This is a genomic window from Dokdonella sp. (genome assembly GCF_017744955.1).
Classification (GTDB): Bacteria; Pseudomonadota; Gammaproteobacteria; order Xanthomonadales; family Rhodanobacteraceae; genus Dokdonella_A.
In genome coordinates this window covers 144,600-168,090 of record NZ_JAGIAG010000006.1, presented here as the reverse complement: position 1 = coordinate 168,090, position 23,491 = coordinate 144,600, and the positions used below count along the sequence as shown (strand labels likewise).

Here is a 23,491-nt window from a genome sequence, read left to right as displayed (position 1 = left end):
TATCTGGGCGCATCCGGCGCCGGCGCGGACAGTACGCGTCGTCCTCCCGGAGCGATGCCGCATGAACCCGAAAATCCGCAAGACCCTGAAGATCGCCGCATGGGCGCTGCCGTGCCTGATCGCCGCCGCGACTGCGCTGAGCGCGATTCCGGCGATCCGCGTCGGCGAGCGCAACGCGTTCGGCACCGATCTGCCGGCCGCGACCGTGACGCATCCCGATGCGATCCGGGAGGCATACGCCTACCTGCCGCAGCAGACGCGCTTCGACGCCTTCGTCGCGCTGAAGGACGGCAAGCGCCTGGCGCAGTGGGGCGATGCCGACCTGCCGATCAACACGCATTCGGTGCGCAAGAGCCTGCTCAGCGGGCTGTACGGCATCGCGATCGAGAAGGGCTACCTGCGCCTGGACCAGACGCTGGCCGAGCTCGGCATCGACGATGCGGTGGTGCCGCTGACCGCGACCGAGAGGACGGCGACGATCCGCGATCTGCTCGAGTCGCGCTCGGGCATCTACATCGAGGCGGCCGGCGAGGCCAAGGGCATGAAGGACGGCCGTCCGCGGCGCGGTTCGCACAAGCCGGGCGAGGCGTTCTACTACAACAACTGGGGCTTCAACGTGCTCGGCGTGATCTTCGAGCGGCGTACCGGCATGAGCATCGGCCAGGCGTTGTACGACTGGATCGCCAAGCCGACCGGCATGACCACGTTCAAGCCCGAGCACGTCATTTACGACCAGCCCGGCTACACCGAGCACCGGCAGTTCGTGATCTTCCTGTCGGCGGCGGACCTCGCGCGCTTCGGCGCGCTGTACGCGAACGGCGGTCGCTGGGGTGCGACGCAGGTGATCCCGCAGCACTGGGTCGAGGAGAGCACGCGGGCGTACTCGCAGGTCCGCGACATGGCCCCGTTCGACGCCTATGGCTATCTGTGGTGGATCGACCGCGACGCCGACACGATCTGGGCCGACGGCTGGGGCGGGCAGTTCATGATCGTCGACGCGAAGCGCCGGCTCGTGCTGGTGTCGCGCAACGACACCGGCCGCAGCCTGCTGCAGCTCGGCCTGTTCATGCTGTTCGACGGCGACGGCTGGCGCAGCCACCATCAGAAGCTGCACCAGCTGATGATCGCGGCGTCGCGGGACACGTGACGGCGCCCCGCGACGGATCGCCTACGGCTCGAAACCGTCCGCGAAGATGCGATCGTCCGGCTCTGCCGCGTGCGTCTTCGCCAGTTCGCCGATGAAGGCGAGACCGAACTGTGCGAACTTCACGCTGTGGATCGCCGAGTCGTCCATGTTGGCGAGCGTGTCGCCGCTGGAATGGATGTAGGGGAAGTCGCCGAGGTCGAACGGATTGTTGGGGTCGCGCGTCCGGCCGGCCTCGAACACCATGCCGGCCGGATAGCCGGCCTCGGTCCAGGATGCGTGGTCGGAGCAGCCGTAGCCGCAGGCGAGCGGCGAGCGGACCAGTCCGAGCGGCGCGAGGTAGGCGTCGAACAGTTCGGCGAAGTACGTGAGCAGGGCGGCGTCGGAGTTGTCGGAGATGATCTGCAGGTCGTACGGCGCGTCGGTCTTGTAGTTGGTCATGTCCAACTGCAGCACGCCGACGACGTTCACGTCGTCGGCACGAAAGCGCGTGGCGATCGAGTTCGAGCCGTACAGGCCGACTTCCTCGGCCGCGTAGCCCATGAACTTGACCGTGCGCTTGGGTTGCCAGCCGCTGGCCATCGCGATGCGGATGATCTCGGTGATCGTGGCGATGCCGGACGCGTCGTCGTCCGCGCCGGGCGCGAGGTCATTGGGGCCGGGATTGCCGGTGGACCAGTTGATCGAGTCCAGGTGCCCGCCGACGACGACGACCTCGTCCGGCAGCTCGGCGCCTTGCACGGTCATGATGACCGACGGCTGCGTCGAGCACTCGGCGCAGTCCTCGAACAATTCGACGCTGGCGTCGCTGCGGCTGCCGGCGAGCGCCACCCAGCTGTCGCGGATCGATTCGGCCGCTTGCCGGCCATAGGTCGAGGCGTAGTAGCGATTGCGGAACGCGGACAGGCTGGCGATCGAGGCGCGGATGTTCGCTTCGGCGACCTGCGGCAGCCACGCGTCCACCGTGACTTGATTGTCGATCGTGTAGACGACGCCCTGTGGCCGCGCGAGCGCATCGCTGGCGCGATCCCGCGCGACGAACGCCTCGGCTTCCGGCCGCGAGCCGAACGCGAAGAAGCCGCCGCAGCGCCGTTCGTTCTCGTGTACGTAGCGGCTGACCACGCCGATCTGCGCGCGATCGAGCTGCGCGACGACGAGGTCGCGGCCGAGATGGTCGATCCACATCGTCGCGTCGCGCGTCGACGGACGCGCGCCGTCGAAGGTCCGGCGCGACATCACCACGTAACTCGAATCGTCGGCGGCGAGACGTATCGACGGATCGGCGTGATGATCCATCGAGGTCTGGGCGGAGGCGAGAGGGGTGGCCGACACGACGGCGGCCGCGAGCAGGAGGCGAGCGAGATTCATGGTTCCCCGGCGACAGGTTCCGGCGGCAACGGTGCCGGATCGCCACCATCCTACCGAAGAACGCACGCGCAGGTCCGTGTACGCACCAGAGCGTTGGTACCCGACTCCGTCGTCCGCGACGGGCACGTCGCGACGATCCGGGCTGGTGCGGCTCGACTCGGCCACAAAACCGCTTATACTGCGCGACCCGCGCGGCGCCCGTCGCGCGATGCCAGCCGAAGTGGCGGAATCGGTAGACGCAGCGGACTCAAAATCCGCCGCCCTTAAAAGCGTGTGGGTTCGAGTCCCACCTTCGGCACCATCCCAGGATTTCGGTACGTTGTACTGAGTCCTGCGGAGCACACGGCAAGTCGAGAACCCGCAGAAAATGCGGGTTTTTTTGTGTCTGGCATTCGGATAGGTCTCGCTCCGTCTCGTTGCGGCCGGCGCGCTGAATGAGTAGCTGTTGAGTAACTTCCAGGTTGGGGTTGGCGGCGCACGGAAGGTTACTCACATGCTCGCCAAATGAAGTCGCGCGCACTGAAGCGTCAGCAATCGCTCTATCGCGTCGCCGATTCGCGAGGTCGTGCAGTGAAGATTCCGCCGTCCGGCACGCTACGTTGACGCTTCCGCCATCGCTCTGGCGAGAAGGCGGAGATACTCAGCCTCGGCACCTATCCTTCGTGCGGTTGAGCGGGGCACAGGTCTTCGCGACGAAGCTCGCGGGCTGCTGCGCGGCAGCACCGATCCGAGCGCCGATCGGCAAGAGCAACGTAGGACTCCGACGGTTGCGGATGGGCGCTCTCGCCGCAGCAGGCGGGCGGGCTTCATGCCTCGACAATGCGCTGACCCGTCGGCTGGCCATGCAGGGGACTCGATCGTTTACTCGGCGGTGGTTGGAGAAAACGGCACGTCCCTGTGCCGGGGGTTTCTCACGGGGTGGCATCGAAGCCGTTGCAGAAGATCGTGTCGCCGGTCCGGCAGGTGAGGGGGATGGCCAGGGCGACGAGGTCTGCTTCGTCCTGACCGACGTGGGGCACGTCGATGAAGGTTGCCGTTCCGGTGTTCTTGTCGACCCGATACACGCCATTGCCGGCGAACTCGAGGTTGGAGAAGTAGAGCGTTCCGCTTTTCGGATCGAACGCGAGGCCGGAGGTGAACAGCGCATTGACGCCGAGAGGGCCAACCACGGTGGCGGCAGCGGTGGCCTTGTCGATCTTGATCAGATTGTCGTTCTGCTGCTCGATGCCGTAGAGCTGTCCCTGCGCATCGACGGCGATCGCGGTGATGTTGATCGGCGTCGCGAGTCCCGAGATCGCCGCGATGAAGTTCGTCGCGCCCGTCGCCGGATCGATCGTCGACAACCGTTCGCCGAAGGCGCCTCCGATCCAGTACAGCGTTTGCGTCGTCGGATCGACGGTCATGCCCCAGATCTGATCGACCGGCGGCGGCGCATCGGAAATACGCGTCAGCGCACCCGTCGTCGTATCGATCGTGTAGAAGCCGGTGTCGCCGAGTGCGTACAGCTTGCCGCCGAGGAAGGCGGAGCCCCAGATGGTGGCGCCGTTCGGCGAAGCTCCGATCGGCGTCACGGTGCCGGGTGCGTTGAAGTCGAGCGACACCAGCGTGCTCGCCTCGTTTCTCGTCACGATGGCGTAGCCGTTCACGGCACTGCCGAGCGGCGCGGGCGAGACGGACGATGCAGCGGCCGGAAGCGCGGCGGCGAGGCCGGTCAAGGCGACGACGGCCAGACCAAGCATCGCTCGGGAAAGCCGGCCTGCGGTGCGGTCGAGGTGAGGTTGCTTCGGGTGCGGGGAGGGAAAATGTCCACCGGATTCAGCGGCGGTTCGCGTCCTTATCATGGTGCGTCTCCAATCAGGGGTGAGTTGAAGCGAGCGACCTTGGCAGGCTGCCGAAAACCCGTCTATTAGGGACATCCATAGGTGGTCCGCCGATGGAGCCGGCCGGATTTCCTTCGTGTGAATCGCCGACCGTCGCTGCGCGCGAGGAGTGAGGGCGCGGCAAGTGGCGGTAGGCGAAAGGCAAACGCGTCAGGTGAACGGGAGTTGTCGCGAAACCAAGCGTCATTGACGATCTGGAACTGCCAGATTTACGAAACAGAAGTTTTCAATTTCTATAGTTCCGTTCGGCGGCAATGGAGATCTTCAGATTGCCCGCCGAGGAAACCGGCATGAGGGCACATGCTCCTCCACAGATTCTTCCAATGGACGCGAGACCGTGGGCCTCTTCGCAGAATTGCCTCGCAGGAGGGCTTCCGCTGCAAGGACGTCCACATGAAAACCCGCCGTCGGCGGGTCCATCTCGCGGATGCTCAGTCCGCGAGCCAGGTCGCGCTCCTTCTCGACGATGACGCCCGGTCGCATCACAGTGAGCGCGAAATTCACCTGCTTCATCAGGTGTACCAAGTAAAGTAAGAGCCCCGCTCAGCGCGGGGCCTCTATTGGAGCTCACGTAGCTCCGGCATCGAGAGGCTGACGATGGGCCTCTGCGGCGCTCCCGGATGCGCGCTTCTTCTCTATCGCCTCGGATGTTTCCGCTCGCTGTGAACGGATACCCGCAAGGCCGACCCTTCGTGCACGGAGCCGTCCAGAGCTGCGATGGCCTGCCGGCCTTCATGCCCTTCCATTTTCAGTTCCGCGAAACCCTTGCATTCGCCGTTGAACAGGTCTTTGGACATGCGCAGCCCGAATACCTTTCCATGGCTGGCGAACAGGGTTTGCAAGGCGTTTTCGGTCATCGATCGTGGAAGACCGCGGACGTCGATGGTGATCATGGAGTTCTCCTTGAAAGGTCGTGCAAAGATGCCCGCGACGGCCGGGCCGGGCGAGCGGATGAGAATCAATCCGTCAGACTTCAAAGTCGCTGCAGGACGACGGGCATCGAGGGATAGCGAGCCCGCAGGAAAAGGACCATGCGCGATTCCGCCAGCGTCCGGTTGAACACGAGCGTCGGCGGGTACAGAGAGTAGAGATATTCGGGGTTTCCGGAGTGGTTGGTGCCCACCCATGTTCGTGATACGACGACCTTCTCGTGGTCGCAGGCGGCGGACCACATGCGCTTCAGCGCATCCGGCCCAATCGAATGACCGTCCCAGAGTCGGAACTGAAAGACCGGTGACGAAAATTTCATGTCGCCTCCCTTACTGCGTGCGCTGGGCGAAGGACAGGCGTATCGGGTCACGACTGCGTCGTCACCGAATGCGGACGAAAACGCTTCGCGAGCTTTGCGGCTACCAGGCGCAACAGCTCACGGGAAAGAAGGACGGATCATCCCGACGTGCGGAGACGCTGACCGTGCATCGTCGGACGAATGTGCGGAAGCAATCGTCGGTGTGAGTGCTTCCGGCGCTCGGCCAGTGTGCGCCCGATCGTCGTTGAAGTCACGAACGGCGTGCGAAGGAGCGCGCGACCGGCTTGCGGTGAGCGCGGATGAACTGCGAGAGCCGGTGCTCAAGGCGGCGCCGTCGGCGATGCGCTCGGCGGAGGTGGCTCAGCCATTGCGGCTCAGACGAACGTCGCTCGCACTTGGATGGGCGGGTATGGAAATCGGGCACTGCGGTGACCCGATACTTGCGCCGGCGTGCGAAAGCATCATGATGATCGCGCCTCTCTCTCCATGACCCTGGCGCTCGACATTTCGCAGCGAGATCGCTTTCCCACAGCGCGCCGACAGCACCCTGCAACTCGAGCTGAGCGCCACTCCTTCTCATTCGGCATCCAGTCATTTTCGGAACGCAACGATTCGATCGTACTCACAACGGACGATTCCATGCTGCGTACGATCGCACTGGTCCTGTTGATCCTGCTGATTCTCGGTGCGCTGCCTCTGTACCCTACAGCGCAGGCTGAGGATACTACCCGAGCGGTGGCGGCCTGTTGCTGCTGATCGTCCTGCTCCTGCTGCTGTTCCGATAAGGGCGATCCGAGGAGGTTCCGTGTCCCGCGGCAACAGCGCCGTACTCGCCATCGACCTCATCAACCCGTTCGACTATCCGGGCGCTGTCTCGCTGCTCCGGGAGACGACGAAGGCGTTGCCGACCATGCGGCGCATCCTTCGCCGCGCCCGAGCGGCGGGCGTGCCCGTCATCTACTGCAACGACAACTTCGGTCAATGGCGTTCGGACTTCCGCACCAACGTCGACCATTGCGCCGCGGAAGGGGCCATCGGGGCGGAGGTCGTGCGCGAACTCGTGCCCGCTCCTGGCGACTATTTCATACTGAAGCCCAAGCATTCCGCGTTCTTCGAGACTCCGCTGCGGATCCTCCTCAATCAGCTGACGGTGAAGCGGATCGCCTTGCTGGGCATTGCTACCGACTCGTGCATCCTCAACACGGCGCTCGACGCGCACATGCTGGAGTTCGAGGTAGTCGTCGTGCGCGATGCGGTCGCGGCGCAGACGCCGGCGCGGTCGCGCAGGGCGCTCGAGGTGCTGCAAACGGATCGGCGGATCCGCGCGGTCGCTGCGCGATCCGTTCTTCGCTGGATCGGTGCCTGATGTGATTCCGCGCGGACCCAGATTCGGCCGGGAGTTCGTCCATGGGTGAATTTCTCCACTTTTCGATTTCCCCGTACGAAGTAATCGTGCGCGGAACCGCCATGTACTGGCTGCTCCTGCTCATTTTCCGCTTCGTGTTGCGCAGGGACTTCGGCACCGCCGGCGTGCCGGGCCTGCTGTTCGTCGTGCTTCTCGGAGACGCGGCGCAGAACGGCATGATCGGCGAGGGGCACACCCTGGCGGACAGCGCGCTCCTGGTCGGCGTGCTGGCGGGGTGGAACTATCTGCTCGACTTCCTCGCCTACCATGTGCCGTTCGTTTCCCGACTCACCGATCCGCCGGCGACGCTCATCGCCAAGGACGGCCGTCTCCTCCAGCGCAACCTGCGGCGCGAGCACATCACGCGGGAGGAAATCGACTCGGCGCTGCGCAGCGAAGGCCTCGACGATCTGACGCGGGTGCGGAGGATGTACGTGGAACCGGACGGCAAGATCACCGTGCTCAAGAAGCGCTAGGCAGGCCCTGCCGGCATGCAGTGCGTCGGCGGTGCCAGGCCTATCCGTGGAATCCGCGAGTCACTGGTGGCTGACGTTCAGGCACGTCAGCACGAGGATGCCGTTCTCGTACTTCGACGAACAGTAGCCGTCACCCGAGACCCATTCACCCGGCGCGTCGCGTTCGAGCGCGATGATCCAGCGCCATTTCCGAAGCATCTCGAAGTCCGACACGGAGATGAAATCGTTGCGGACCGGCGCCGGCGCGCTCGCGGCGATGCGTACCCCGACTTCGGCGAAGCCCGCGAGGGGAGTGGGGTCGTAGCGGAAGATGACGCCGGTGTAGACGTAGTTCCACCCGCCGATTTCGCGGACGACCAATCCCGCGGCGCCTGCCGAGGATGCTGCGGTAACGGCGAGCAACGCCGTCAGTGCGACGAAGATGCGCATAAGGCCCCCATTTGCCTTCGTTCCCATTCTATGCCCTGTCGGCACCGTGAGCACGCTCGGCGTCGAACCGCACGCACGCCCCGGCTCCGGCTGGGCTTCACCGATGCCGACTCCGGCCTCACCTGAGGCGACCAGACCCATCGCCGGAGCGACGCCCGGCGCGTTTCGTGCCGTGGTTCAGGAGGTTCGCGGCCGGATCGAAAGTCCCGCGCGCCGTCTTCCGTTCGCGTGGAGCGGCTGCGCTCGTCAATGTCCTCCGCCGCCGGCGGCGCCGACCTTGGCGACGAACGGCGGCCGCGTCAGCCAGAGCACGAGGATCAGCCCGAGGAAGATCCAGCCGAGCACGAAGAACAATTCGTTGAACGAAAGCTGGTAGGCCTGCTGGTTGATCGTGCGTTCGAGCATTGCGTAGGCGGCGTCGCTGTTGCCGTGGCCGAGCGCGGCGATCGCCTCGCGCGAACCGGGGTCGTAGGGAGTGACATGCTCGGTCATGCGCGCGTGATGGAAGATCGCACGGTTCTGCCACATGTAGCTGGTGATCGAGGCGGCGAAGCTGCCGCCCATGTTGCGCACGCAGGTCGCCAGGCCCGTGCCGGCGGCGATTTCATGGGAGTGCAGCGGCGACAGCACGATCTGCGTGAGCGGCATGAAGTAGATCGCCACGCCGAGTCCGGCGATGAACTGCGCCATGGCGACGTGATAGAAGTCCACCTCGGAATAGAACTGCGAGCGCAGGAAGCACGTCACGCCGAGGATCGTGAAGGAGACGCTGGCGACCAGGCGCAGGTCGAAGTTGTTGACGTAGCGGCCGACCAGCGGCGTCAGCAGCACCGGCAGGATGCCGATCGGCGCCGCGGCCAGGCCGGCCCAGGTCGCGGTGTAGCCCATGTACTGCTGCAGCCACTGCGGCACCAGGATGTTGATCGCGAAGAACGCCGCGTAACCCAGCGTCATCGCGAACGTGCCGGCGCTGAAGTTGCGGTGGCGGAACAGGCGCAGGTTGACGATCGGTTCCTTGTCGGTCAGCTCCCAGATCACGAACACGACCAGCGCGATCGCCGAGACGACGGCGCAGGCGACGATGAACGGCGAGTTGAACCAGTCCTCCTCGTTGCCCTTGTCGAGCAGGATCTGCAGTGCGCCGATGCCGACCACGAGGGTGGCGAGGCCGACGTAGTCCATCTTCGGCCGCGTGGTCACGTCGCCGCGATGGCGCATCTGGTTGAACACGATGAAGGCGGCGAACATGCCGACCGGCACGTTGACGAAGAAGATCCACGGCCAGGAATAGCTGTCGGTGATCCAGCCGCCGAGGATCGGGCCGACGATCGGCGCGACGATGACCACCGTCATCAGCAAGGCCAGTGCCTGGCCGCGCTTGTGCGGCGGATAGATCGACAGCAGCAGGCTCTGCGTCACCGGATACATCGGCCCCGCGACCGCGCCCTGCAGCGCGCGGAACGCGATCAGCATCGGCATGCTCTCGGCGATGCCGCACAGGAACGAGGTCAGGCTGAACAGCAGGGTCATGCCGATGAACAGGCGCACCTCGCCGATGCGGCGCACCAGCCAGCCGGTCAGCGGCAGCGCGATCGCGTTCGACACCGCGAAGGAAGTGATGACCCAGGTCGACTGGCTCGCGTTGGCGCCGAGGTCGCCGGCGATGTGCGGCAGCGCGACGTTGGCGATCGTCGTGTCGAGCACCTGCATGAAGGTCGCCAGCGACAGGCCGATCGTGGTCAGGGCGAGATTGGGCGGACGAAAACTTTCGGTGCTCATGGCGGAGTCTTGTGCATCGGCTGGCCTGTGCCGCGTTCACGCGCGGGGCAGGCGGCGGCTCGTGAGGAAGCGGATGGCCGCACGGCTTTCGCAGTCGATGCGAACGCCGCGCGGCCGGACCTTCACCGCTGCGACACCCGCCGGTCGTCCTCGCCGGCGTGCGCGGCGTTCTCGTGCACGATGCGCTCGATCACGGCTTCGGCGCCCTGCGCCTGCCCGGCGTACACGTCGGTGGTGAACTTCGGTTCGCCCGGCGCGTGCGCGGCCAGGGCCGGACCGGAGCGGTCGTGCAGGTCGACTTCGGCGCGCATCGACAGGCCGATGCGCAACGGACTCTTCTCCAGCTCCTTCGGATCGAGCGCGATGCGCACCGGCAGGCGCTGCACGATCTTGATCCAGTTGCCGGTCGCGTTCTGCGCCGGCAGCAGCGAGAACGCGCTGCCGGTGCCGACGCCGAGGCTGTCGACCTTGCCGTGGTAGACCGCCTCGCCGCCGTAGAGGTCGGACTTCAGCGTGACCGGCTGGCCGATGCGCATCTGCGCGAGCTGAGTCTCCTTGAAGTTCGCGTCGACCCAGATCTGCCCGGCCTGCTGCAGTGGCACCACTGCCATCAGCGCGGTGCCGGGCTGGATGCGCTGGCCGACCTGCACCGTGCGCTGCGCGACGTAGCCGTCGACCGGCGCGTAGATCTTCGAGCGCACGTCGGCGAGCCAGGCGGTGCGCAGCGTCGCCGCGGCGGCGAGCACGTCCGGATGGCGCGCGATCACGGTCTCGTCGACCAGCGCCTTGCTGGTGCTGAGCTGCTGCTGCGTCGAGGCGAGCTGGCTCTCCGCCGCGGCGAGCGCGTCGCGTGCGTGCGCGAGTTCCTCGGCCGAGATCGCGCCGGTGGTCGCCAGTCCCTTGCGGCGCGCGTAGTCGGCGCGCACGCGGTCGAGCGTGACCTTTTGCGCGGCGACCAGCGCCTGACCGCTCTCGACGTTGCTGTACAGGCCGCGCACCTGGCGCACCGTGCGGGCCAGGTTCGCCTCGGCCTGCTGCAGCGCGATGCGCGCGTCGCTGCCGTCGATCTCGACCATCACGTCGCCCTTGTGCACCAGGTCGCCGTTGTCGGCCTGGATGCGCACGACGGTGCCGGCGACCTGCGGCGTGATCTGCACGACGTTGCCGTTGACGTAGGCGTCGTCGGTGCTCTCGTACCAGCGGCTCACCGTGTAGTACCAGAGGCCGACGCCGATCGCGGCGAGGACGACGGCGAGCAGGACGAGGCGCAGCAGGAAACGGCGCCGGCCGTTGGTCGGCACGGCGGTTTCGCCGGCGGTGGGGTTCGCAGTGCTCATGGCGTTGTGCTCGTGAAGTTGAACTGTGTAGAAGTGCTGATGTGGAAGCGGCCCGGCCGGGGCGGCGACGCCGCTCGCGGCGGATTGCGTCGCGCGTCGGCGCGTTCGCCTACGGCGGCGGTGCGCCTGCGGCCATCGACGGCACGTCGCCGGCCGCCTCGAAACCGCCGCCGAGCGCCTGGACCAGGCGCACCGAGGTGTCGAGCCTCTGCGCATCGAGCGCGGCGGCGCGCTGTTCGGCGGCGAGCAGCTGCTGCTGCACGCTGAGCGCGTCGAGGTAGTTGCCGATGCCGGCCCGGTAGCGCTGCTGGCTGAGATCCCAGGCCGAGCGCGCGGCGGCGACGGCACGCTGCTGCGCGGCGATCTGCGTCTGCAACGAGTCGAGATTGGACAGCTTGTCGGCGACGTCGTTGATCGCGCCGACCAGGGTCGTGTTGTACTGCGCGACGGCGAGGTCGTAGCCGGCGTCGGCGCGATTCAGGTCGGCGCGGCGACGGCCGCCGTCGAAGATCGGCAGGCTGATCGCCGGTTGGATCATGAAGAAGCGCGCCGGCAGCGAGAACAGCGTGTCGACGGTCGAGGAGGTCAGGCCGGCGAAGGCCGACAGCTCCAGGTTCGGCAGGAACTCGGTCTTCGTCGCGGCGATGCTCCGGTTCGCCGCCTCGACGCGCCAGCGTGCCGCGACGAGATCGGCGCGACGTCCGATCAGGTCGGCGGTCAGGTTCGGTGGTAGCGCCAGCGCGGCCGGCTGCAGGGGCTTCGGTCGCGCGATGTCCAGGCCGCGATCCGGCCCTTTGCCGAGCAGGACGGACAGCGCGATGCGTGCGGCGTCGATCGAACCGTCCGCGTCCGCGACCTGTTGTTCCGCGCTGGCGATTTCGGTTTCGGCCTGCTTGATCTGCAACTGGTTCTCGATGCCGGCGCGGACGCGTTGCTCGACCAGGCCGTGCGACGCCTTCGCGCGCGCGAGCTGCGCGTCGGCGACGTCCTTTTCGGCGAAGGCGTAGCCGAGCTGCACGTAGGCGCGCGCGACGTTGACGGACAGCGCGAGCCGCGCGGCATGGGCGTCGATCTCGGCGGCGCGCGCCTGGCCGAGCGCGGCTTCCCAGGCGGCGCGCTTGCCACCCCAGATGTCCAGGCCCCAGCTGAAGCTCGCGTAGACGGTGGGATAGGTGTTGAAGCGGCCGCCGACCGGTTTCGGTGCCGCGGTGGTCGGCAGATGCACGCCGGCGACGTTGGCGGCGGAGTTCACCGTCGGCAGGCGCTCGGCGTAGCGCGTGTCGACCTGGCTCTGCGCTTCCTTCGCGCGAGCGTCGGCGCTGGCGAGGTCGGGATTGTCGCGCAGCGCCTCGGCGACCAGGGCGTCGAGCTGCTCGTCGCCGAGCGTCCTCCACCAGTCGGAAGCCGGCCACGCCGCGGGACTCGTACGGATGTCGGCGAAGCTGCGTTCGCCGTGCAGGGCGGTCGCGTCGATCGGTGTGCCGTCGGTGTGCAGGCCGCGCGTGCTGGCACAGCCGGCCAGGGCGAGCGCGGCTGCGGCGGCAAGCGGGGCGAGGAAAGCGGAGGAGCGCATGGAGGGCTTCTCGGAGAGGAAGGTCATGGGATGTCTTCGAGCGCGTCGCGCACGTGCGTGAGCAGTTCGAGCAGGCGCGCACGGTCGGCCGCGGACAGGCCGCGCAGGGCCAGCTTCTGCATGCGCTCGGAATAGCCGCTCATCGTGCGCCAGAGCCGCTTGCCGGCCGGCATCAGCTCGATCGTCAGCGCGCGGCGGTCCTGTCCGTGCGGTTCGCGCCGCACGTAGCCTTCGGCTTCGAGCTGGTCGATCAGCCGCGTCATCGCGCCGGCGTTGTGGTCGAGGTAGCGGGCGAGGTCGCCCGGCCTCTGCGGGCCGTACTTGTCGAGGATCTTCACGACCAGGTACTGGCTGAAGCTGATGCGGATGCCGTCGGCCTCGAGCTGGCGCTCGATCTGGTGCTGGCAGCCGTCGCGGATCTGGCGCACCAGCAGCGCGAAGTTGCCGTCGTCGCGGACGCCGTGCAGGGCGGTTTTCTTCATGCGCGCTGTAATGTTGCCTAGGCAACAATTTTCAAGGCAACGACAGACGATGAAGTTTATTTAATGAAGCGAGGCGATCCGGTCGCGCGAAAAGGGGCGATTGGTCCGCGCGCGGACGCTTCATCGGCGAAGGCGCCGTCGTCGAGGCGCGAGTCGGCGGCAGCCGCCGTCAGGCGGAGAGAGCGTCCGCCCGGCGGCTACGTCGAGGAACTCGCGGCTGCCGTTGCGGGACGGGCAGCCGGGGGCGGAACGCGGATCAGTGCGTGCGATCGAGCGACAGCTTGCGCTCGTCGCGCATGTACCAGCCGCTCTCGGTCGGCTGGAACACCGAGCAGGCGTTCATCGGGCCGCGGTAGATGTGCAGGGAGACCGCGATCGAATCGTCGCTGGGATTGCGGATCGTGTGGTACTCGTGCGGCGGGATCAGGCTGCCGGCGGAGCCGGGGCCGGCGTTCATGGTGCCGCGCGATTCGAAGCGGTAGCGACCGTCGCGTGTTTCCAGCAGTTCGTACGGCGTGACCTCGAGGAAGCCTTCCCAGACTCCTTCGACGCACCACATGCCGGCATGGTCGTGGATCGGCGTGCCCTGGCCCGGACCCCAGGTCATCGCGATGATGCTGTAGCCGTGCTCGTCGCTGCGATACAGCTCGCGCCGCGCGTAGTGGTCGCTGACGCGCTGGAACACACAGTCGGGCAGGCGTACGCCCGGATCACGGATCAGTCGGCACAGTGCGGTGCGCAGCGCGTCGGCGATCGCGGCTTCCTCGCGCTGCGACACGGCACGGTCGACCTCGTCGACCAGATGGCGGGCGCCGGGGAACTCGAGCGATAACATCGGGCGATCTCGATAGGGAAAATGGTCATTTGCATTCTAGAGCCTGTCCGTGCGATCCGCCTAGTTCGCGGATGCCGCAGGCCCCGGAACGCACGGACGCCTACAGCGCGGCCAGGAAGCGCGCGATGGCGGCGCCGAAGCGCGGAATGTCGACCAGGAACGCGTCGTGCCCCTGCGGACTGTCCAGCGCGACGAGCTCGACCGCGGCGCCGCCGGCGCGCAGGCCGTCGGCGATCTGCTCCTGCTGGGGCAGCGGGAACAGGATGTCGGTCTCCACGCCGATCACCAGCGCGCGTTCGACGTCGATGCGCTCGAGCGCGCTGTCCACGCTGCCGCCGGCGTGCTCGCCGAGGTCGAACCAGTCGCTGGCGCGCGACAGGTACAGGTAGGAGTTCGGGTCGAAGCTGCGCACGAAACGCCGCGCATGGCCGGCCAGATAGGATTCGACCTGGAATTCGACCGCGAACGGTTCCTCCTCGCGCTGTTCCGAATCGAGCCGGATGCGTGCGAAGCGGCCGACCCATTCCATCGCCGAGCGATAGGTGATCACGCCGAGCTTGCGCGCGATCGACATGCCGGCCTCGGGATAGTGCGCCTCGTCGTAGTGGCCTTGCCGCCAGTTCGGATCGAGGCGGATCGCCTCGCGCTGCAGCGAGCGGATCGCGATCGCGAACGGCTGCGCCTGCGCGGCGGTGGAGATGCTGACGTGCGCGCGCGCGCTGCCGGGATGCAGGGCGAGATAGGCGAGGGCGGTCATGCCGCCCATCGAGTTGCCGAGCAGGCAGGCGAGCCGTTCGATGCCGAGGCCGCGCACCAGTTCGAAGCTCGCGTTGGCGGCGTCTTCGAGCGTGAGCTCCGGAAATTCCAGGCGATACGGCTGGCCGGTCGCCGGATCGACGTCGGCCGGGCCGGTCGAGCCCTTGCACGAACCGAGCGTGTTGACGCAGATCACGAACCAGCGGTCGGTGTCGATGTGCTTGCCCGGACCGAGCATCTCCTCCCACCAGCCCGGCGAAGGATCCTCCGCGTTGGCGGCGGCGTGCGCGCTCGGCGAGAGGCCGGTCAGGATCAGGATCGCGTTGTCGCGCGCGGCGTTGAGTTCGCCCCAGGTCTCGTAGGCGAGGCGCGCGCCGATCAGTTCGCCGCCGCGCTTCATGCGGAATGGCGAGGACAACGCGAACCAGCGGCGGGCGTCTGACATGCGGGGCTTCGGATCGGAACGGACTTTCCAATGTAGCCGGCCGCATGCTCGCCGCCAAGCCGCTTGCGGCGCGAGGAAACGTGCGCGAGGCCGTTGGCATCCCGATCGCAGAAGCGGCCTGCGCGCGGCACGGGCCGCTTCCTGTGCGGGCCCGTGCCGGATGTTCGACGCGTGGTTCCTAGCGCGGTGTTCCCAGCACCTGGACCTCGGCGAGCGACAAGGGATTGGTGCCTTCGAGCTGCACTCTCACGTAGCGCCCGCTGCGGTTGACGTTGAACGTGGCCGAGCCGTTGACGGTGCCGGAGAAGGCATAGTTGCCGACTCCGGACTGATACGTCGTCCAGAACAGGCTGGTCGAGGTGAACGGCGAGTCGGAGACGAACACGCGGAATTTGGCCAGTCGCTCGGCGCAGCAGTCGGTCCGGTTCCAGACCTTGATCTGGGTCAGGTCGTGCACGCTGCCGAGGTCGACTTGCCACCAGGGCTGATAGCTGGAAGCGGTATGCGTGACCGAGCCGTCGGTGAAGACGCCGTTCGTGTTGCCGTCGACGGCGCGGGAAGCGTTGCCGTCGTAGGCGGTGCTGCTCTGCGAGGCCGGCTTGCCGACGGCGACGCCGTTCAGCGCCGGCGCGGCGGCGGGGTAGAGGCGATCCGTCGGCACCGGTGTGCGCGCCATCGTGGGCGTCGACCATTCGAGCTTCGCCGTCGCCGAGCCGGTGGCTTCGTAGTACTCCATCACCAGCGGATATTTCACGCCGGCGGTCAGGGCGATCGTGCCGCTGTTCACGGTCGCGCCGTGCGCCGTCCAGTTGTTCACCAGCGACTGGCCGTTGACCGAGAGCCGCACGCCGTCGTCGCTGGTGGTGTAGAACGTGTAGGTGCCGGACACCGGTGCCTGCACGTCGCCGAGCCAGCGCACGCTGTAGTTGTCGGCCGGCACGCCGGCCGCCGGCGCGGCGCTTCCCCAAGCGAAGTTCACGGTCGGATCGACGCGCGTGGCGAGGAGCGTACCGAACGCGGTGCCGGCGTAGTAGTTGCCGCGCAACCCGCTGCCGGTGCCCGGCGACAGGCCGGCGTCGACGGTCACCTCGTCGGCGTCCGGTCCTGGCGTGCTGCCGCTGTAGGCGAGGACGGTGAGGTAGTTGCGTGTGCCCGGAGCGAGATTGGCGAGCGTGTAGCTGGTGACGTTGCCCGCCTCGACGGTCGTCGTGTAGCTGCCGCTCGCGGTGCCGTACTTGATGCGATAACCGGTGGCGCCGGGCACCGGCACCCACGACAGGCTGGCCGAGGTTCCGCTGCCGCTGGACGCGACGATCAGCGGAGCGCCGAGCCCGTTGGCGCGGACCTGCACCATTTCCGCGACCGACGGCACGCCGTCGGCGTCGACGATGAACAGCATGTAGTAGCCCGGCGGCGCGAGATTGGCATTGGCCGGTGCGGTCGCCTGCAGGACGCCGTCGACCACGCGGTGCTGCAGCGGCACGCGCCGCTGTTCGAAGTCGACCGAATGGGTGACCGACGATGCGCGCATCAGCACGACGCTGGCGATGGCGTTCGGCGCGGACGTCAGGATCGGGAAGGTTTCGTCGTACGCGACCGCGGTCGGTGCCTCGAGGATGCCCGGCTGCGGAGCCAGCTCGCCCGAACCGTCCTTCTTGTAGAGATAAGGCGGCGTGAAGATCTCGAAGTTCTTCTCGAGATAACCGACCTGGTAGCACGTGCCGCAGATGCCGCCGCCGCCGGTGAAGACGCGGCCGTCCGGCAGCAGCATCGCGGTGGAATGGTACTGGCGGGTGCGCGCCGCCGAACTCAGCGTGCGCCAGGCGCCGCTGGCCGGATCCCACAGTTCAGCGGCGTAGACGCCGGCGTTGCGGTCGATCAGCGATGCGCCGTTGTAGTTGCCGCCGGTCGCCAGCACGGCGCCGTCCGGCAGCACCGTGAGGTTGTGCTGCCGGCGGCCGTTGGCCATGCTGCCGGTCGTCAGCACGGCGGGATTGAGGCCGGGATTCTTGAAGTCGACCACGACGCTGCTCTTGACCGACGCGCCGCCGCCGCTGGCCAGCACCTTGCCCACGTCGAACATCGCGAACGAGCCGTAGTCGCGATTGATGCCGTCGCGCCCGCCCATGTGGCGCCACGATCCGGTGCCGTTGGTCTTGAGGTAGCTGAGGCGATTGTCGGGGCCGAGATAGAGCGCATCGCCGGCCGGCGCCGCCTGGAACCAAGGGTAGAGCGGCAGTTCCAGGGTCGCGCTGCTCAAGGCGCGAAGCGTCGCCGCGGTGGTGAAGACCTCGTGCGTGTTGGTGGTCGGGCTGCCCGAGGTGATCAGCATCTCGCCGTTGGCCAGCGGCGTCACCGAGGGATACCAGCGACCGCCGAACAACTGCAGCGGACTCAGCGTCCAGGTGTCCGTGGTGGCGTCGAAGTAGTGGATCGTGCGCGTGCCTTCCAACTGCGCGTTGAGGTTGCCGCCGGCCAGCAGCGGCCGGCCGTCGGGGAGATGCGCGAATCCGGCGCAGAACAGGTTGTAGCCGGTCTGGTTGTCGACCCGCACCAGCGAATAAGTGGCGGGATTCCAGACCGCCGCGCGCGTGCGATCGTGCACAGGGACGTTCTCCGACGGCAGGTCGGATACCGAATCCCAAAAGAGAACCCGGCCGTCGACCAGCAGCGTGGTGTGGATCGGCACCACCGGCGACTCCACGACAGGACCCCAGGAACCCACCAGATGCGCATTCGCCGCCGCCGCGGCGGCAGCCTTTGCGGCCTGCGTGGCCGCCCCCATCGCGCTCGTGTCCGGCTCGCGGAAGTCCTCGAAGGCTTCGGTCAGTTGCCGGTTGAGCGTCTCGAAGCCCGGAAAGCCGAAGTCGAGCTTCCAGTGTTCCTCGACGCTCTTGTGCTTGGACGCGTTCGACGCGGCGTCCGCGTGAAGGTCGTGCGCGAACGACGCGGAAGAAAGCTGGAACATTGCGACGGCGATCGCAACGGCGATCTCGAAGCGGTGCGGCCGCTGCGCGCCGGCGATGCGGGAAGACGGCTTCGACGTCGATGCAGGCGTTCCCGGGGGACCGGACGGATTCTTGCTGCTGCCACGCATAGCGATCGCTCCATGAAATGACCTGGTCATCCTATGTGAATGGTTCGTGAAAAATATGGCGGAAATCCGCCAAGTTACTGAAATTGAAGATCATCACGGCGACGGGTTCGAGCCGGCGACGACGTGCTCCGCGCGCCCGGGCCGTCATGTCGACGACGGTGGATGCGCCGAGGTCTGCTATGTTTTCGCGTTGTCGTCGGGGACGTTCATGCCGAGCATCTATCAACTCAAGCCGGCCTTTCAGGGCCTCCTGCGTCCGCTCGTGCGCGCGCTGGCGCGTGCCGGCGTGACGGCCAACCAGGTCACGATCGCGGCCGTGCTGCTCGCCTTCGCGGTCGGTGCGGCGCTGCTCGTCTGCGCCGATCGCGCGATCTTGCTCTTGCTGCCGGCCGCGCTGTTCCTGCGCATGGCGCTGAATGCGATCGACGGCATGCTGGCGCGCGAACATGGCCAGGCGTCGAAGCTCGGTGCGATCCTCAACGAACTCGGCGACGTCGTCGCGGACGCGGCGATGTACTTGCCGCTGGCGTGGCGGCCGGAGTTTCCGGCGGCGCCGGTCGTGCTGCTCGTCGTGTCGGCGATCGTGGTCGAGATGGTCGGCGTGGTCGGCGTGCAGATCGGCGCGAGCCGCCGCTACGACGGTCCATTCGGCAAGAGTGATCGCGCCTTCGCGTTCGGCGCGCTCGGTCTGCTGCTCGGCCTCGGCGCGCCCGGCGGCGCATGGATCGCCTGGCTGCTGTGGCTGCTGGTCGCCGCGTCGCTGCTGACGATCGTCAACCGCGCACGGCAGGCGCTGGCCGAGATTGCGACCAAGGAGGCGAGCGCGTGAACCTCGACTTGTGGATTCCGCAGAGCGTGCAGTGGACGCTGGCGGCGATCGTCGCCTTGCTGGTGTTCGCCAGCGTCGTCGTCGCGCTGATGCGCCGCGGCGATGCAGCCGACAAGCACGTCGAGCTGGCGGCGCGGGTGAAGTCCTGGTGGGCGCTGGTGGCCGTGTTCGCGGTGGCGATCGCGTTCCGCCGCGGCGTCGCGATCGCGTTCTTCGCCGTGCTCTCGTTCCTCGCGCTGAAGGAATACCTGTCGCTGATCCCGACGCGCCGCGCGGATCGGCGCGTGCTGTTCTGGGTCTACCTGTGCGTGCCGATCCAGTACTGGTGGATCTGGCAGCACTGGTATCACATGTTCCTGATCTTCGTGCCGGTATGGGCGTTCCTGTTCGTCGCCGCGTTGATGGTGCTGCGCGGCGATACCAAGGATTTCCTGCGCGCGGCCGGCACGCTGCACTGGGGGCTGATGACGATGGTGTTCGGCCTCAGCCATCTGGCCTACCTGCTGGTGCTGCCGGACGGGCAGCCGACCGCTGCGCACGGCGCCGCGCTGCTGTTGTTCGTCGTGCTCCTGACCGAACTCAACGACGTCGCGCAGTACATGTGGGGCCGTACGCTCGGCCGCCGCAAGGTGATCGAGTCGGTCAGTCCGAAGAAGACCGTCGAAGGCCTGCTCGGCGGCGTGCTGACGACGACGCTGCTGTCGTTCCTGCTGGCGCCGGTGCTGACGCCGCTGACGGCGACGGATTCGATCGCGGTCGGTCTGATGATCGGCATCGGCGGCTTCCTCGGCGACGTCACCGTCTCGGCGGTCAAGCGCGACATCGGCGTGAAGGATTCCGGCGCGCTGATTCCCGGCCACGGCGGCATCCTCGATCGCATCGACAGCCTGCTGTTCACCGCGCCGCTGTTCTTCCACTTCATGAAGTACTTCTACTTCTGATGGGCTTCCTGCTGCGCCTGTTCTTCTACGGCGTGCTGGTGCGCCTGGTGGTGCTGTTCGTGCTCGGCCTCAACGTGCGCCATCGCGAACGCCTGCCGACGAAGGGGCCGGCGATCCTCGCCGCGAACCATAACAGCCATCTCGACGCGATGGCGCTGATCAGTCTGCTGCCGCTGCGCCTGCTGCCGCGCGTCCGCCCAGTCGCCGCGGCGGACTACTTCCTGCGCAACAAGCTGCTCGCCTGGTTCGCGCTCAACGTGGTCGGCATCGTGCCGTTGAACCGGCAGCGCCAGCATCTGCACGACGACCTGCTCGCGCCGGTCGCCGCCGCGCTCGATCGCGGCGACATCCTGGTGTTTTTCCCGGAAGGATCGCGCGGCGAGCCGGAACTGATGGCGGAGTTCAAGACCGGCCTGGCACGGATCGCCGAACGCCGGCCGGACGTGCCGGTGATTCCGGTGTTCACGCACGGTCTGGGCAAGGCGCTGCCGAAAGGCGAGTGGGTGATCGTGCCGTTCTTCGTCGACATTTTCGTCGGCGCGCCGCTGCGCTTCGACGGCGATCGGGCGGCGTACATGCAGCGCTACGTGGAGGCGATGCGCGGCTTGGCCGAGCAGGAGAGGCGGGCGGAGTGGTTGTGAGCGGGCATCCGCGTGAAAGATCGGCTCAGAGAGCCCTCACCCCGCGCGGAGCGCCGACCTCTCCCGCAGGCGGGAGAGGTAAAGGTCCGCAGTGCCGTCGGAGGATGCGCTTTTCCCCCTCTCCGGCTTGCGGGAGAGGGTCGGGGTGAGGGCGCTTTCGAGACGCCGCCGCGACTTTCCTCGCCGCGGCGCTGCGCTCCGAACGACGCTCAGTTCTTAGCGATCGCCTTCTCCAGGCGCTCGACGCGCTTGGCCGACGGCGGATGGCTCGAAACGATGCTGCTGGCGCCGCCCTTCTTGCCGCCGTCGAGCTTCTCGAGCTTCTGCATCGAGGTGACCGCGGCCTTCTGGTTCAGGCCCCTTTTCTTCAGCAGGGCGAGGCCGTACTGGTCGGATTCGAGTTCGTTGCTCTGCGAGAACTGCGCGTTGATGACGTTCTCGACCACGCCGCCGAGGTCGGACGAAGCGACCGCGCCGGCCGCATTGCCCTGGCTGGCGACGCCCTTGCGCGCAGCCTGCGTCAGGTAGGCGGTCTTGAAGCGCGCCTTGGAATGGCCGTACTTGACGTGGCCGATCTCGTGGCCGATGACGAAGCGCAGCTCGTCGTCGTCCATCAGGTCCATCAGGCCGGTGTAGACGCGCACCGAACCGTCCGGCAGGGCGAACGCGTTGACGGTGTCGGACTGATAGACCTTGTAGTTGAGCTTGAGGCCGTCTTCGCTGGTGTAGCCGGAGGTGATCTTGGCCAGGCGCTGCGCATACTTGTTGCCGGCCGGAAGCACCTTGCTCTTCTTGTCGTAGGCGAGCGCCGATTCCGCGCCGAGCTTGGCGATGTCGGCGTCGGACAGCGTCAGTCCCTTGACCGCGTCGGAGCCGGCTTCGAGCAGCTTGCCGGTGTCGGTGCCGCCCTTCTTGCCGCCGAGCAGGCCGCCGATCCCGCCGAGCACGCCTTTCTTGTCGTCGTCGGCGTGTGCGGCGGTGGCGAGGGCCGCGAACGCGACGGCGGTGGCGAGTGCGAGTTTGCGCAGCTTCCAATTCACGAGCAGTTCCTTCTTGCGGGTGGGTTTTCGAAGCTAGCATCGCGTTCGAGACCGCCGCAATCGGAGTTGCCCCTAGCTTGCGCGGGCAATTGCAAAAAAGTTATTCGGCGGCGGATGCCGCGGTGCTCTAGGGAACGACCTGGTCGATGGTCAGCGTGACGGCCTGCTCGCCGCTCGTCTGCAGCGGCGCCGACACGGTCTGCAAGTCGCCGCTCTGCGGCATCGCGTTGCCGGATTTCGACACGCGCGCGCCGACCACCACCTGCGGAAACGTCGACAGCTTCATCGTCGGCATCATCGCCATGCCGTCGTCGAGCGTGACGGTCAGCGGCAGCTCGCCGGCCTTGCGCTTCTGGATCGCGAGCGGCATCGGCGGGCCGCTGGCCGCGCGCGCGAATACGAACAGCGTCGCTTCCGGATCGAACTTGTCCTTCAGCGCCGGCGAGAGCGAGACGCTGACGCGGATCTGCGGCGCCGGCGTCGCATCCGCGGCGCCGGTCGCGGCGGTTTCCGCCGCCGGCGCCGTTGCCGGCAGCGGCGCCGGCTTGCCGTCGCGTTTCGCCTCGGCGTCGGCGATCTGCGCCTGCACGCTCTGCGCGACCTCGGAGCCGGGCTGCAGCAACGGCAGCAGGAGGTTCCAGCGCGAGATCGCGGCGTCGTAGCGGCCGGCCTGGTAGTCGCTGATGCCGAGCAGCCACAGCGCGCGCTGATTGGTCGGCTCGGTCTTCAGCGCGTTTTCGAGCAGCGCGCGCGGCTCGCCGTCGATGCGCTGGCCCGGCACGGACAGCGCCAGCGCCTGGGCATATTCGACCGCCAGCGTGGCGTTGTCCTTGGCGAGTTCGTGCGCGCGCTTGAACGCGTCCAGCGACTCGGCGGCGCGGCCCATCGCCTGATACGCGCGACCGAGCAGGGCCCAACCTTCGACGTCGTCGGGCTGCTGCTTCAGGCGCTCGGCGAGCAGCGTGATCGCTTTTTCCATTTCCGGACCGCGATCGCCGCCGTGGGGCGGGGCCGTGGCGGCGAGATTGGCCGGATCCAGCGCCTGCGGCGCGCCGACCAGACGATAGAGCAGGATCGCCGTCGCCGGCAGCAGCAGGGCGGCGAGCAGCAGCGCGCCGAAGGCGAGCCGTGATGGCGGCACCGGCGTCGCCTTCGCGGCGGCGCCGAGTTCGGCGCGCTTGGCCGCGTATTCGTCGGCGTCGACGACGCCTTCGGCGAGCGCGTCGTCGAGCGCGCGCAGGCGCCGTGCGGTGGCGTCGCGCGCGGGCGCGCTGCGCGCGTGGCGCAGCAACGGCACGACGACGAAGGCCAGCGCGGCGCCGATCATCAGCGCCGCGAGCAGGAAGAATGCAGTCATCACCAATCGTCCTCGAGATCGCTCGTCGGTCGCGTCGCCGCGGCTGCCGGCCGCGTGGCCTTCGCGCGGCGCCGTACCGTCACGAATACGGCGCCGGCGCCGGCGGCCAGCACCAGCATCGGGCCGAACCAGAGCAGCCAGGTCGCGCCGCGCAGCGGCGGGTCGTACAGCACGAAATCGCTGTAGCGCGCGGTCAACCACTGCTTGATCTCGTCGTCGTTCTTGCCGGCGCGCATCTGCTCGAACACGTCGCGGCGCAGGTCCGCGGCGAGCGGCGCGCTGGAATCGTTGAGGCTTTCGTTCTGGCACACCAGGCAGCGCAGCTGCTTGGTCAGGTTCTGGAATCGCAACTCCTCGGCGCGATCCTTGAACGGCAGCGGGTCGACGGCGGCGAGCGCGGCCGTGCTCAACGCGAGTGCGGCCAGCAA

Annotated in this window: 21 protein-coding genes and 1 tRNA gene; 7 read left to right on the top strand and 15 right to left on the bottom strand. The window is 67.4% G+C overall.

What is annotated here, in order from left to right; genetic code table 11:
- Positions 1-61: 61 nt before the first annotated feature.
- Positions 62-1,147, top strand: a complete 1,086-nt coding sequence (locus J7520_RS13995; RefSeq protein ID WP_291189318.1) for a serine hydrolase — start codon at positions 62-64, stop codon at positions 1,145-1,147.
- A gap of 21 nt (positions 1,148-1,168) precedes the next feature.
- Here J7520_RS13995 and J7520_RS13990 read toward each other — a convergent pair whose 3' ends face one another.
- Positions 1,169-2,512, bottom strand: a complete 1,344-nt coding sequence (locus J7520_RS13990) for a M20/M25/M40 family metallo-hydrolase (protein WP_291189316.1) — start codon at positions 2,510-2,512, stop codon at positions 1,169-1,171.
- Positions 2,513-2,726: 214 nt separating this feature from the next.
- Between J7520_RS13990 and J7520_RS13985 the strand changes: the two genes are divergently transcribed.
- Positions 2,727-2,813, top strand: a tRNA-Leu gene (locus tag J7520_RS13985).
- 610 nt (positions 2,814-3,423) lie between these two features.
- Here J7520_RS13985 and J7520_RS13980 read toward each other — a convergent pair.
- From J7520_RS13980 to J7520_RS13970, 3 genes are all read right to left on the bottom strand, one after another.
- A complete protein-coding gene (locus J7520_RS13980) occupies positions 3,424-4,428 on the bottom strand; it encodes a hypothetical protein (RefSeq protein ID WP_291189314.1) in 1,005 nt (334 codons plus the stop codon).
- A 599-nt stretch (positions 4,429-5,027) separates the two neighbouring features.
- Positions 5,028-5,285: an RNA-binding protein gene (locus J7520_RS13975; RefSeq protein ID WP_291189313.1), complete on the bottom strand. Its 258-nt coding sequence runs from the start codon at positions 5,283-5,285 to the stop codon at positions 5,028-5,030.
- An 80-nt stretch (positions 5,286-5,365) separates the two neighbouring features.
- Positions 5,366-5,641, bottom strand: a complete 276-nt coding sequence (locus J7520_RS13970; RefSeq protein ID WP_291189311.1) for a hypothetical protein — start codon at positions 5,639-5,641, stop codon at positions 5,366-5,368.
- A gap of 805 nt (positions 5,642-6,446) precedes the next feature.
- Here J7520_RS13970 and J7520_RS13965 point away from each other — a divergent pair.
- Both J7520_RS13965 and J7520_RS13960 read left to right on the top strand, forming a co-directional pair.
- Positions 6,447-7,007: an isochorismatase family cysteine hydrolase gene (locus J7520_RS13965; protein ID WP_291189309.1), complete on the top strand. Its 561-nt coding sequence runs from the start codon at positions 6,447-6,449 to the stop codon at positions 7,005-7,007.
- Positions 7,008-7,048: 41 nt separating this feature from the next.
- On the top strand, positions 7,049-7,522 hold the full coding sequence (locus J7520_RS13960) for a YetF domain-containing protein (protein ID WP_291189307.1): 474 nt from the start codon (positions 7,049-7,051) through the stop codon (positions 7,520-7,522).
- A gap of 60 nt (positions 7,523-7,582) precedes the next feature.
- Here the strand turns inward: J7520_RS13960 and J7520_RS13955 are convergent, their stop codons facing one another.
- The 8 genes from J7520_RS13955 to J7520_RS13920 all read right to left on the bottom strand — a co-directional run bounded on the left by J7520_RS13955 (position 7,583) and on the right by J7520_RS13920 (position 18,126).
- The gene (locus tag J7520_RS13955) at positions 7,583-8,092 is read right to left on the bottom strand and encodes a hypothetical protein (protein ID WP_291189305.1); all 510 of its coding nucleotides are present in this window, start codon (positions 8,090-8,092) and stop codon (positions 7,583-7,585) included.
- Positions 8,093-8,197: 105 nt separating this feature from the next.
- Positions 8,198-9,730, bottom strand: a complete 1,533-nt coding sequence (locus J7520_RS13950) for a DHA2 family efflux MFS transporter permease subunit (RefSeq protein ID WP_291189303.1) — start codon at positions 9,728-9,730, stop codon at positions 8,198-8,200.
- A 122-nt stretch (positions 9,731-9,852) separates the two neighbouring features.
- Entirely contained in the window at positions 9,853-11,067 is a 1,215-nt protein-coding gene (locus tag J7520_RS13945) for an HlyD family efflux transporter periplasmic adaptor subunit (protein ID WP_291189301.1), read from the bottom strand.
- A 109-nt stretch (positions 11,068-11,176) separates the two neighbouring features.
- Entirely contained in the window at positions 11,177-12,640 is a 1,464-nt protein-coding gene (locus J7520_RS13940) for an efflux transporter outer membrane subunit (protein WP_291189300.1), read from the bottom strand.
- A gap of 23 nt (positions 12,641-12,663) precedes the next feature.
- Positions 12,664-13,122 carry a MarR family transcriptional regulator gene (locus J7520_RS13935; RefSeq protein WP_291189298.1) on the bottom strand — a complete coding sequence of 153 codons (459 nt, stop codon included), beginning with the start codon at positions 13,120-13,122 and terminating at the stop codon, positions 12,664-12,666.
- 256 nt (positions 13,123-13,378) lie between these two features.
- Positions 13,379-13,957: a cysteine dioxygenase family protein gene (locus tag J7520_RS13930; RefSeq protein WP_291189296.1), complete on the bottom strand. Its 579-nt coding sequence runs from the start codon at positions 13,955-13,957 to the stop codon at positions 13,379-13,381.
- A gap of 100 nt (positions 13,958-14,057) precedes the next feature.
- On the bottom strand, positions 14,058-15,158 hold the full coding sequence (locus J7520_RS13925) for a homoserine O-acetyltransferase (protein ID WP_291189294.1): 1,101 nt from the start codon (positions 15,156-15,158) through the stop codon (positions 14,058-14,060).
- A 178-nt stretch (positions 15,159-15,336) separates the two neighbouring features.
- Positions 15,337-18,126 carry a PA14 domain-containing protein gene (locus J7520_RS13920; RefSeq protein WP_291189293.1) on the bottom strand — a complete coding sequence of 930 codons (2,790 nt, stop codon included), beginning with the start codon at positions 18,124-18,126 and terminating at the stop codon, positions 15,337-15,339.
- A gap of 337 nt (positions 18,127-18,463) precedes the next feature.
- Here J7520_RS13920 and J7520_RS13915 point away from each other — a divergent pair, with 337 nt between their 5' ends.
- Genes J7520_RS13915 through J7520_RS13905 form a run of 3 tightly spaced genes read left to right on the top strand, consistent with a single transcriptional unit; the run spans position 18,464 to position 20,666 of the window.
- Complete coding sequence (locus J7520_RS13915; RefSeq protein ID WP_291189291.1) at positions 18,464-19,084, top strand: CDP-alcohol phosphatidyltransferase family protein; 621 nt, start codon at positions 18,464-18,466, stop codon at positions 19,082-19,084.
- Complete coding sequence (locus tag J7520_RS13910) at positions 19,081-20,025, top strand: phosphatidate cytidylyltransferase (RefSeq protein ID WP_291189289.1); 945 nt, start codon at positions 19,081-19,083, stop codon at positions 20,023-20,025. The genes J7520_RS13915 and J7520_RS13910 overlap by 4 nt, the downstream gene beginning before the upstream one ends.
- Positions 20,025-20,666, top strand: a complete 642-nt coding sequence (locus J7520_RS13905; protein ID WP_291189287.1) for a lysophospholipid acyltransferase family protein — start codon at positions 20,025-20,027, stop codon at positions 20,664-20,666. The genes J7520_RS13910 and J7520_RS13905 overlap by 1 nt, the downstream gene beginning before the upstream one ends.
- 209 nt (positions 20,667-20,875) lie before the next feature.
- On the opposite strand, the gene J7520_RS13900 is transcribed toward J7520_RS13905, so the two are convergent.
- The 3 genes from J7520_RS13900 to J7520_RS13890 all read right to left on the bottom strand — a co-directional run bounded on the left by J7520_RS13900 (position 20,876) and on the right by J7520_RS13890 (position 23,491).
- A complete protein-coding gene (locus J7520_RS13900) occupies positions 20,876-21,706 on the bottom strand; it encodes a M48 family metallopeptidase (RefSeq protein ID WP_291189285.1) in 831 nt (276 codons plus the stop codon).
- Positions 21,707-21,833: 127 nt separating this feature from the next.
- Positions 21,834-23,063 (bottom strand): c-type cytochrome biogenesis protein CcmI, encoded by a 1,230-nt coding sequence (gene ccmI / locus J7520_RS13895; protein ID WP_291189283.1) that lies wholly within the window; start codon positions 23,061-23,063, stop codon positions 21,834-21,836.
- Positions 23,063-23,491 carry a cytochrome c-type biogenesis protein gene (locus J7520_RS13890; protein ID WP_291189281.1) on the bottom strand — a complete coding sequence of 143 codons (429 nt, stop codon included), beginning with the start codon at positions 23,489-23,491 and terminating at the stop codon, positions 23,063-23,065. Before J7520_RS13890 ends, ccmI begins: the two co-directional genes overlap by 1 nt.

Coding starts and splice junctions, on each gene's coding strand:
- J7520_RS13995 (WP_291189318.1), top strand. CDS start 62: ATGAACCCGAAAATCCGCAAGACCCTGAAGATCGCCGCATGGGCGCTG.
- J7520_RS13990 (WP_291189316.1), bottom strand. CDS start 2,512: ATGAATCTCGCTCGCCTCCTGCTCGCGGCCGCCGTCGTGTCGGCCACC.
- J7520_RS13980 (WP_291189314.1), bottom strand. CDS start 4,428: ATGTCCCTAATAGACGGGTTTTCGGCAGCCTGCCAAGGTCGCTCGCTT.
- J7520_RS13975 (WP_291189313.1), bottom strand. CDS start 5,285: ATGATCACCATCGACGTCCGCGGTCTTCCACGATCGATGACCGAAAAC.
- J7520_RS13970 (WP_291189311.1), bottom strand. CDS start 5,641: ATGAAATTTTCGTCACCGGTCTTTCAGTTCCGACTCTGGGACGGTCAT.
- J7520_RS13960 (WP_291189307.1), top strand. CDS start 7,049: ATGGGTGAATTTCTCCACTTTTCGATTTCCCCGTACGAAGTAATCGTG.
- J7520_RS13955 (WP_291189305.1), bottom strand. CDS start 8,092: ATGGGTCTGGTCGCCTCAGGTGAGGCCGGAGTCGGCATCGGTGAAGCC.
- J7520_RS13950 (WP_291189303.1), bottom strand. CDS start 9,730: ATGAGCACCGAAAGTTTTCGTCCGCCCAATCTCGCCCTGACCACGATC.
- J7520_RS13945 (WP_291189301.1), bottom strand. CDS start 11,067: ATGAGCACTGCGAACCCCACCGCCGGCGAAACCGCCGTGCCGACCAAC.
- J7520_RS13940 (WP_291189300.1), bottom strand. CDS start 12,640: ATGCGCTCCTCCGCTTTCCTCGCCCCGCTTGCCGCCGCAGCCGCGCTC.
- J7520_RS13935 (WP_291189298.1), bottom strand. CDS start 13,122: ATGAAGAAAACCGCCCTGCACGGCGTCCGCGACGACGGCAACTTCGCG.
- J7520_RS13930 (WP_291189296.1), bottom strand. CDS start 13,957: ATGTTATCGCTCGAGTTCCCCGGCGCCCGCCATCTGGTCGACGAGGTC.
- J7520_RS13925 (WP_291189294.1), bottom strand. CDS start 15,158: ATGTCAGACGCCCGCCGCTGGTTCGCGTTGTCCTCGCCATTCCGCATG.
- J7520_RS13920 (WP_291189293.1), bottom strand. CDS start 18,126: ATGTTCCAGCTTTCTTCCGCGTCGTTCGCGCACGACCTTCACGCGGAC.
- J7520_RS13915 (WP_291189291.1), top strand. CDS start 18,464: ATGCCGAGCATCTATCAACTCAAGCCGGCCTTTCAGGGCCTCCTGCGT.
- J7520_RS13905 (WP_291189287.1), top strand. CDS start 20,025: ATGGGCTTCCTGCTGCGCCTGTTCTTCTACGGCGTGCTGGTGCGCCTG.
- ccmI (WP_291189283.1), bottom strand. CDS start 23,063: ATGACTGCATTCTTCCTGCTCGCGGCGCTGATGATCGGCGCCGCGCTG.